We start from the raw sequence: 7,302 nt of genomic DNA on the forward strand, positions 1-7,302 counted from the left end.
CAGTTCAGGTAAACGCAGGTACCGTCCGCCAGGCGCAGGCGATGGGCTGGTGAGAAGCAGACATAGCCGACGCCAATCGGTACGCAAGTCATCGCGGCCCCCTGTAGATCAGGTAGGCCATGTAGGCGAGGGCGATCATGGCATCAGCTCCTGTGGCACGTTGATAGTTTCGCCGCGGGCATGGTGCACTACAGCGCGGGCTGCAGCTTCTGCCCTGGTGTCGCCGGGCTGGCGGTCCAGCGGATGACCTGACACACAGGCCAGCCAGGGCCAGCTGTATCCTCGATCGATCCACATGCCGTGTTTGTGGACCAGATACTCACCGGTCGCGTCGTCGATAGCTTGACCACCAAGAGGTAGTTGCAGTTGGCCCGCCGCCGCCGGTATTGGGCCGTCTACCAACTCGACGGCCCAGAGCAGCGCTCTGCCGGCAAGGTCGCAGGTTTGCACCTTTATCAGGCCTGGCATGGGATCAGCTCCTTTGGCACTTGGACGGTATCGCCGAGCTTGGCTGCGACGATGGCTCGGCACGCGGCGATCAGGGCTGTGCCGCCTGAATGCCAGAACGTCATTCCGTCATCAGGTCGAGCCTGCCAGCCGTTCTCGTTGTTTGTGTCTATGACCGGCGGCGACGAGAGGTCTACGCGGAGCCGGTCAATAATCGGCCCGCCCAGCGCCCAGTCTTCCCACGGGTTGTAGCGCTTGGTGTGCTCGATTGACTGGCCCTGGTACAGGGCGAACACGCGCCACGGCACGCCGTTATAGCCGGGCGGTGCCAGCTGCAGGTCCAAGCCTTCTGCCTTGCCTACTGCCCAGCCCAAAGCCTCGCCGGACAGGTCTGCTGTCTTCACTCTTATCAGGCCGGTCATTACTGCGCACCTGGCGGTGAAGGGAGGGGCTGCCAATGCGTGACAGGGAAAATGTCGTCGCCGTTCTCGTCGCTGAAGCCAGAATCTCCGTCGTGCACACCGGGCTCATGACGGAAGTACTGGCCAACCATAATCCTAGTGTCGCCAGAGTAGGTGAGCACTCGCTGACCTTGATGCGGCATCGAATCGGTGCATTTATTCCATTCACTCACAGCTGATACCTCTCATCAATCCAGCGCCCAGGCGCCAGTGCGGGTGTAGGTTCGGGTTGGGTTTCGTGCGGGGAGAGCTGGCGCTCGTTGCCGGCCTGCAGCTGGCTGTCGGGTATGCAGCTGATGCCGACCCCATTGAGCAGGTAGCAGGTGACGCCGCGCTGGCTGTCGTGCTGCACGTCGATGACGTTCTCGGTTGCGCTGGCGCCGGTGGCCAGCAGCAGGAGGCAGAGGGCGAGGCGGGTCATTGTTGGCTCACCTTTTCGAAGTGGAAGACGACCTCGGCCCCGGTCTCGGCGATAAGGCCGTAGGCCTTGGCCAGGCGGTAGATGGGGTGGTACTGGTTGAGGCTGTTGACGTGGCCGGCCAGCCAGCGGCGCCAGTCCTCCAGCTGCATTCGGTGCTTGCTCAGGTTGCAGGGCACGCAGGCCGGCATCATGTTGGCCAGGTTGTGGTTGCCTGGCCGTAGGGCTGGGACTGTCTTCGCTGCTTCGCCTGTGTTGCGGACGACTGGCTCGAAGTGATCTGCGTGCCAGCGCTCGCCCAGATCGTTGCCGCAATAGGCGCAGCGGCCGCCGTACTTCATGCGGACCTGCTCGCGCTCAGCTTTCTTGAGGCGCACGGGTGCTCCTTGGCCGCCATATCGCGGCAGTGAATAGAGGGGAGAGGGGTTACAGCTTGGAGTACAAATGTGCTCCGTGGTGGTCTAGCCTTGTGCGCGCATGAATGCAGCCATGTCGCCCATCTGCTCGACGATGAAGCGCTCTTCATCAGCGGCGGCTGCGATGATCCTGTCCTTGCGTTTCTGACAGAGCAGGCAATCGACCTCGGCCCAGTCGCCTGACAGCTCGGGGATCTCTCCTAGCCAGGTGCCGCACGGTGCTTGCTCGATGTCTTCCAGGTCGGTGAACGGTGCGAAATGCGTCTTCACGATTTCACCTGCGGCTCTGCGCCGGAGGATAGAGCGGTGCAGACCTTGCCTCGGAGCTTGTCGATAGCATCCCACCACTTTTCGCCGTACTTATGAGCGAGCCGGGCATGACTGTCGTGGCCGGTCATGATGTACATGAACTCGTCGGCTTCGCAAAGCAGCGCATCCCGCTCGGCCAGTTGCTCTTTGCTACCGGTGGGAGTCGGCGGTGATTGATGGGCTACCTGGATAGTCAGGTCTAGTTGGCCTGGAAGGTCGATTCGCATCGCTGGCTCCTTCGAGCAAACCGCTTGGCGGTAGGTTGAACTGCTCACGCCGCCTGTGTTGCTGAATCGATCGGCGGATTTTTCTTTTCAAGTTCGAGCTCCATATCTCTGTCATTCCAGCCCCCAAGCCACCAGCCAGCGCCAACCGTTGGGTAGCCGAATGGTTGTGACAGTTTGGACTTTCCGGCAGATCGGGCGGCGTGGCCCTGGTGGTATGACTGAGGGAATTCCGAGCGAATGTTTGTGTTTCGCATGGCTATGCACCTGCAAACGTTGTGGGTCAGGCCGCTTTCGGATTTCTCCAAGCGCCCATGGCCGTGAACACGCGATTGGCCTGGGCCTCGGTGAGGTCCACCTTGTCTGGAATAGCGATCCAGCCTGAGCCGATGGTGTGGTTTGGGTTCGAGCCGGCGCACAGGTCGGCGTGGTGCTGTTCAATCACGCTTTCGAGTTTCGCCACCAGGTGCATGTCGTCCGTGGTGAACTGGATCGACTTGCTGTAGAGCTGGCCATCCTCACGCCGGCAGAACACGCTGAGGTAGATCGTCCAGTGATGGGCGAAGTCGCAAAGCGCATTGGCCACTTGGACGCTGCGGATTTGTGTGCAGTGCTTCCAGTGCAGCATGACCTGCTGGTCTGGCGGCTCTACGTTGGCCACGCAGGCGTAGTTGGTCTTGAGCAGGGATCGGCAGACGCGGGCCATGCGGGCTTTGAAGTTGTGGGGCTTGCGCTTGCTCATTTCTGAGGCCCTCGCTTTCCGGGCGGAAACTCGATCCCGAACTTCTTGATGATCCGGCTCATGGTCGTATGGCCGATCTGCAAATGCAGGATCGCCTGGTTGCGAGAGACTCCGATGTCGCGCATGGCCTTGATGCGTTCGGCCAGCTTGGCGTCCTTATCGTCGTCGTACTCCTTGACGATTACCCGGCCTTTTGCAGCCGGCACGAAGCTAAAGCCGTATCGCTTGGCCATGCTCCAAAGCATGTCCGGAGCAACCTTCAGAATCTCGGCTGCCTCACGGCACGTCATGGTCTTGGCCATTTCAGCAACTTTCTCGGCGAGGGCCTGGGCTCTCTCTTGGCGAGTGCCCTGGGACGACTGCTCGAGCTTTACCTTCGCCCTCGGCTTTGGATCAGGGTGCTTGCGCTGTGGGAGCGGAACGTATTGGTAGCCATCCAGCACAATGATCCGTCCGCCAGACGAAAAGAATGCAGCCTTCGCTGCCTCCAGGTCGATTGATTGGTTCACCCTTCACTCCTTTGCGCCTCGGTCAGGGCGGCATTGAGGTCTGCGGTTTGGCTTTCTGCTGGCTTGATCGAGAAGAAGTCACCGACAGCCGCCTGGCCATTCTTGATGCTGTTGAACACGCCGCGCAGAGAGGCGATTTCCTCCGGCAGGATCTCGTCCAGGCTCTTGTTGAGGTAGGCGCGCAGGTGCTTCTCGGTCACGCCTTGCTGGGCGAACGCGTCGACCAGGGCGCGGACGCGGTCAGCGAGGGGCAGGCTGGTGTCGCCGGCCAGCGTCTTCCGGCACTGGAAGACGGCTGCTTCGACCAGATCGGGCGGTAGGATGGCCAGAAGTCGCGCACGCAAGCGGCGGCCGCCCATGTTCGCGGTGATCTCGTAGATGTCGCGCTCTTCGGTCAGGGCCTGACCGCCGCCGCGCTTGTCACGGATGTGGCGAACCGTGAACTTCTGTGACGAGTAGGTGTTCGTCTCCAGGTCCCAGGCGTAGGCCTCCATCTCGCTGTTGCCTTGCTGGCGGCTCAGTTCGCGGATTCCGTACTCGATGTTACCCCAGCACCGGGCCAGCTCTTCGGCAAGGCGGATGGAAGGCCCGGATACGGTTTGCCCGCCGCGTGGGTAGGCGTATTCCCCAGAAGCCGCCAGGCTTGGCCGGCTGCACGAATTCATGATCTTGCTGTAGGCAAGGGCCTCGTCGCGCGGGAATCGTTTGGCCAGCAGCAGCTTGCCCTGGGCTTCGGTCACGGCCCGGCTCTGTTCGATGTTCACAGTGCCGTGGTTCACGTGCTCCGCCATGCCGCGCGGGGCGAACGGGTTAACCTCTGTCATAGCTTGTCCTTCGCCCAGTAGGGCAACGTGAGGGTTTCGATGGCCGGCCACTCGTTGTGTCGAAGGCAGTCGGCGTAGACTTCGATGTTGCGGTGGTATTCGGTTCGGCCAGCGGCCTTGGTCTCGAAGTCCATGGTGAACAGGCGAACCGGGTATTTCCCGCATTCAATGCTGGTGCTCACGACCAGGAACACGAACGCGGCCGGCGCCTCGCCAAAGTGCGCTGCGTAGCCGTCGCTGTAGAAGCTGTCCTGAACGTGGTAGCGGTAGTCGTAGAACGAGCGAGCAAACTTGCTCATGTCGGCCGTGGTCTTGAGGTCGAGAATCCAGCCAAGGCGCTCGATGGTCTTGTCTGGCCGGCAGCGGCACAGCACGCCTTCGCGCTCGTCGTTCCAGTAGATGCTTGCCTCGGCATCCCCCTGAGTTTCGAGCAGGAACCGTGCATGCGGATGAGCCATTACGCTTTCGCGGATCAGGCCAATCTTCCTGCCGTCCTCTGCCGACAGGACGGTCTGGCCGGTGAGCGTGGATTCGAACTCTTCCCACTTTTCCTTGCCGGCCTTGGTGTTGCGCGGGGCGTCAGCCGGGCCCACCGCATATTCGGCGGCGTAGCGATCAGGCTCCAGAAGCAGGGCGTGCACTGCATCGCCCAGGTCCAGCGCCTTCTTCTTTTCCGGGTCTTCCGGTGCCGCCTTGCTCCACTGGAACAGGGCCGGCGCCTTGGCGATTAGGTCAAGCTGCGACTTGGAGACACCTTCGCCGCCGTGGTACGCCTCGTTGCTGAGGTCGCGGTAGTAGCCGGGTTGCATAGAAAAACCTCGCGCCAGGCCGGCGCCGTCAGTTGAAAGGGGAAATTCCAGGTCACGCCGCTGGCAGGCGGCCATGATTGGGATGGAAACCAAGCTCGCGCTCTGCAGCCTCCCTTGCAGCAATGGCGAGTTCTTTTGATTTGAAGCGGCCAAGGATCTTTTGCCGACCACCAACCTTTATGTGCGCCACCCACTCGGACCTAGCTGAGTACCAGCTAACCCCAACACGGCCGCTATTATTGCTGGACAAAAGGGGCATGTTCCGATTGTTCTCGAGACTACTGACGTCTCGGAGATTGGTGATTCGGTTGTCCAGCTTGTTGCCGTTTATGTGGTCGATATGTTGAGTCGGCCACTTGCCGTATGACGCAAGCCAGGCCAAGCGATGGGCCCTGTAGTGCTTGCCGTTGATCTGGATGAGAAGATACCCGTTGCTGTTCACCTTTCCCGCTCGAGATCCGGCATACCTGGTGTTCCAGGCCTTCATGCGCTCCTCAGACACAAAGTCGCATAGCGGCCGTGGAATCCAGGTGAAAGATCCGGTATTTGCACAGTAGGAAAGTCGATCGGAAAGATACTGTTGATCAATCATGGGTTCCGCCGTGCTCGGCTACGTGATTCAGGAAGTGATGCTGCCGGCCAGGGCGCTGGCGAGCATGAAGAAGGTGCAGGCGAAGAGCATGGAGAAGGAGCCGCGCCAGATGACCAAGCGCCGGGCGCGCTGGTAGCTGGTCATAGCTCCACCAGACGACCGCGGGGATCTACTCCCCAGTCGCCCTCCATGAACGCGCTAGTGTCTCGAGGTGGTTGTCGCCAGCTGCCTTTGACGGGGCATTCCAGTTCGCACACGAGGGTTTCGCGCGGGAGCTTGAGCACGTCCCCCAGGCCTTCGACCTGTTCGTCAATGAGCGTTTTGACTATTGGAGTTGTCATGCCGACCTCCTTAATGAATCTGTCCACTGCTGGTGTTCTCTAATGACGATCTTATTAAGGCGCTCGACATAGCAGCGCTGGGCCGGGATATCGATAGCGCCAGTCAGGCCAGCCAGGTCAATGGCCATCGTCAGTTCGGCTCTAAGACTGTCGCTAAAGCATGAACATATCGCCTCAAAGCGCGAGTCGATGATGTCGATAACGTCCTGCTTTGTTTTCTTGTTCATGCTGCCTCCCAGCCGCTATGACGCAGATCGTCATGCCAGTCTTCTGCCTCAGCGGCGGCTATGTCTTCCAGGTATTCCCAAAGAATCTCTTCGATTTCCTCGGCGTACTTTTCAGCAGCCGCAGCGCAGCCGTTCTTGCCAAGGTCAACTGAATTTCCTTCGTCGTCATAGGTGTTGCCAGAGACGACTTCAAACTCCATTTCCCGATAGCCGTAGAAGTCGTCCGGGCTTGCCCAGCTAGTCGGGTCACCCTTAACGGAGTTGGAATAAGTGATTACGCACTGGAGGACGTACTCCTCCACGATTACTTCGTAGGCCATGGTCGCCTCCAGGTGGTGGGTTACTCGGTGGGTGGCGCCGGAAATGGCATCCAGTGCGTAGGCTTGTGCATTTCGCCCGCATCGCCCGGAAGGCGCTCATCGTCGTCTTCGTCGACGTAGCCGTAAAAAACGTCATCGTGATAAGTCGATGGCGACACGTAGCGGCCACGGCCGCGGTTGTCGTACAGGAAGCCAGTGCAAATGACCTGCTGACCTTCGCTTGGCAGCCTGTCGCTGCACTTGATCCATCCGCTCATGGCTTAACCCTGGCAACGAGCATGGCATCGGCCATTTCATACGCCGACTCTGCCAGGCACTTGATCAAATCTTTCCCGCTTTCGTATTCATCTTGGGTTTCCCAGTACGTAGGGCTCAGCGCGGCCATGGCCTTTGCTGCGAAGTAGTCGCGCAGGGTCATGCCCCTGCTGCCGTAATCTTCTTCGCGGTTGGCGTCCACTGTGGGGAACGCCGGACCGCCTGTGTCTTTGCTCATCGTGTGAACCTCGTTAGCCAACCGCATTGGCCAGGAGCCAGGCGCGGGTGACCAAACCCACCGTGAAAGGTGGCCTGGCGCCTGCCAATGCGGTCGAAGTGAAGGGAAGGGGATGCGGGGTGTATCGGTGATGCGATCTGGCCGGCGCTGATCTCCGGCTTTGACACCCC

The 7,302-nt window shown here is 60.3% G+C and carries 19 protein-coding genes; 1 reads left to right on the top strand and 18 read right to left on the bottom strand.

The window, feature by feature from the left end:
* Positions 1-135: 135 nt before the first annotated feature.
* From CQW31_RS30235 to CQW31_RS30295, 13 genes are all read right to left on the bottom strand, one after another.
* Positions 136-468 (bottom strand): hypothetical protein, encoded by a 333-nt coding sequence (locus CQW31_RS30235; protein WP_099816080.1) that lies wholly within the window; start codon positions 466-468, stop codon positions 136-138.
* Complete coding sequence (locus tag CQW31_RS30240) at positions 456-869, bottom strand: DUF2591 domain-containing protein (RefSeq protein WP_099816081.1); 414 nt, start codon at positions 867-869, stop codon at positions 456-458. Before CQW31_RS30240 ends, CQW31_RS30235 begins: the two co-directional genes overlap by 13 nt.
* Positions 869-1,081 (bottom strand): DUF551 domain-containing protein, encoded by a 213-nt coding sequence (locus CQW31_RS32335; RefSeq protein ID WP_143524278.1) that lies wholly within the window; start codon positions 1,079-1,081, stop codon positions 869-871. The genes CQW31_RS30240 and CQW31_RS32335 overlap by 1 nt, the downstream gene beginning before the upstream one ends.
* Positions 1,078-1,329 carry a hypothetical protein gene (locus CQW31_RS30250; protein WP_024086938.1) on the bottom strand — a complete coding sequence of 84 codons (252 nt, stop codon included), beginning with the start codon at positions 1,327-1,329 and terminating at the stop codon, positions 1,078-1,080. Before CQW31_RS30250 ends, CQW31_RS32335 begins: the two co-directional genes overlap by 4 nt.
* Positions 1,326-1,703, bottom strand: a complete 378-nt coding sequence (locus CQW31_RS30255) for an HNH endonuclease (protein ID WP_099816083.1) — start codon at positions 1,701-1,703, stop codon at positions 1,326-1,328. The genes CQW31_RS30250 and CQW31_RS30255 overlap by 4 nt, the downstream gene beginning before the upstream one ends.
* A gap of 84 nt (positions 1,704-1,787) precedes the next feature.
* Positions 1,788-2,012, bottom strand: a complete 225-nt coding sequence (locus CQW31_RS30260; protein WP_099816084.1) for a hypothetical protein — start codon at positions 2,010-2,012, stop codon at positions 1,788-1,790.
* Complete coding sequence (locus CQW31_RS30265; protein ID WP_099816085.1) at positions 2,009-2,278, bottom strand: hypothetical protein; 270 nt, start codon at positions 2,276-2,278, stop codon at positions 2,009-2,011. The genes CQW31_RS30260 and CQW31_RS30265 overlap by 4 nt, the downstream gene beginning before the upstream one ends.
* 44 nt (positions 2,279-2,322) lie before the next feature.
* Entirely contained in the window at positions 2,323-2,532 is a 210-nt protein-coding gene (locus tag CQW31_RS30270; protein WP_099816086.1) for a hypothetical protein, read from the bottom strand.
* A gap of 26 nt (positions 2,533-2,558) precedes the next feature.
* On the bottom strand, positions 2,559-3,017 hold the full coding sequence (locus CQW31_RS30275) for a hypothetical protein (RefSeq protein WP_099816087.1): 459 nt from the start codon (positions 3,015-3,017) through the stop codon (positions 2,559-2,561).
* The gene (locus CQW31_RS30280; protein WP_099816088.1) at positions 3,014-3,526 is read right to left on the bottom strand and encodes a hypothetical protein; all 513 of its coding nucleotides are present in this window, start codon (positions 3,524-3,526) and stop codon (positions 3,014-3,016) included. Before CQW31_RS30280 ends, CQW31_RS30275 begins: the two co-directional genes overlap by 4 nt.
* Positions 3,523-4,350 carry a hypothetical protein gene (locus tag CQW31_RS30285; RefSeq protein WP_060489032.1) on the bottom strand — a complete coding sequence of 276 codons (828 nt, stop codon included), beginning with the start codon at positions 4,348-4,350 and terminating at the stop codon, positions 3,523-3,525. The genes CQW31_RS30280 and CQW31_RS30285 overlap by 4 nt, the downstream gene beginning before the upstream one ends.
* Complete coding sequence (locus tag CQW31_RS30290; protein WP_099816095.1) at positions 4,347-5,159, bottom strand: PD-(D/E)XK nuclease-like domain-containing protein; 813 nt, start codon at positions 5,157-5,159, stop codon at positions 4,347-4,349. The genes CQW31_RS30285 and CQW31_RS30290 overlap by 4 nt, the downstream gene beginning before the upstream one ends.
* A 52-nt stretch (positions 5,160-5,211) precedes the next feature.
* Positions 5,212-5,751 (bottom strand): HNH endonuclease signature motif containing protein, encoded by a 540-nt coding sequence (locus CQW31_RS30295; protein WP_099816089.1) that lies wholly within the window; start codon positions 5,749-5,751, stop codon positions 5,212-5,214.
* Between CQW31_RS30295 and CQW31_RS31235 the strand changes: the two genes are divergently transcribed.
* Complete coding sequence (locus tag CQW31_RS31235; RefSeq protein WP_158238196.1) at positions 5,750-5,887, top strand: hypothetical protein; 138 nt, start codon at positions 5,750-5,752, stop codon at positions 5,885-5,887. The genes CQW31_RS30295 and CQW31_RS31235 overlap by 2 nt on opposite strands.
* Before the next feature lie 4 nt (positions 5,888-5,891).
* Here the strand turns inward: CQW31_RS31235 and CQW31_RS30300 are convergent, their stop codons facing one another.
* The 5 genes from CQW31_RS30300 to CQW31_RS30320 are packed head-to-tail and all read right to left on the bottom strand — an operon-like array spanning position 5,892 to position 7,132.
* Positions 5,892-6,092: a hypothetical protein gene (locus CQW31_RS30300; protein ID WP_099816090.1), complete on the bottom strand. Its 201-nt coding sequence runs from the start codon at positions 6,090-6,092 to the stop codon at positions 5,892-5,894.
* A complete protein-coding gene (locus tag CQW31_RS30305; RefSeq protein ID WP_099816091.1) occupies positions 6,089-6,319 on the bottom strand; it encodes a hypothetical protein in 231 nt (76 codons plus the stop codon). The genes CQW31_RS30300 and CQW31_RS30305 overlap by 4 nt, the downstream gene beginning before the upstream one ends.
* Positions 6,316-6,639 (bottom strand): hypothetical protein, encoded by a 324-nt coding sequence (locus CQW31_RS30310; RefSeq protein WP_099816092.1) that lies wholly within the window; start codon positions 6,637-6,639, stop codon positions 6,316-6,318. Before CQW31_RS30310 ends, CQW31_RS30305 begins: the two co-directional genes overlap by 4 nt.
* 20 nt (positions 6,640-6,659) lie before the next feature.
* Positions 6,660-6,896, bottom strand: coding sequence for a DUF551 domain-containing protein (locus CQW31_RS30315; RefSeq protein WP_099816093.1), 237 nt, complete (start codon positions 6,894-6,896; stop codon positions 6,660-6,662).
* On the bottom strand, positions 6,893-7,132 hold the full coding sequence (locus tag CQW31_RS30320; protein WP_143524279.1) for a hypothetical protein: 240 nt from the start codon (positions 7,130-7,132) through the stop codon (positions 6,893-6,895). Before CQW31_RS30320 ends, CQW31_RS30315 begins: the two co-directional genes overlap by 4 nt.
* Positions 7,133-7,302: the final 170 nt, after the last annotated feature.

Source organism: Pseudomonas sp. 382, assembly GCF_002759075.1.
Taxonomy (GTDB): domain Bacteria; phylum Pseudomonadota; class Gammaproteobacteria; order Pseudomonadales; family Pseudomonadaceae; genus Aquipseudomonas; species Aquipseudomonas vlassakiae.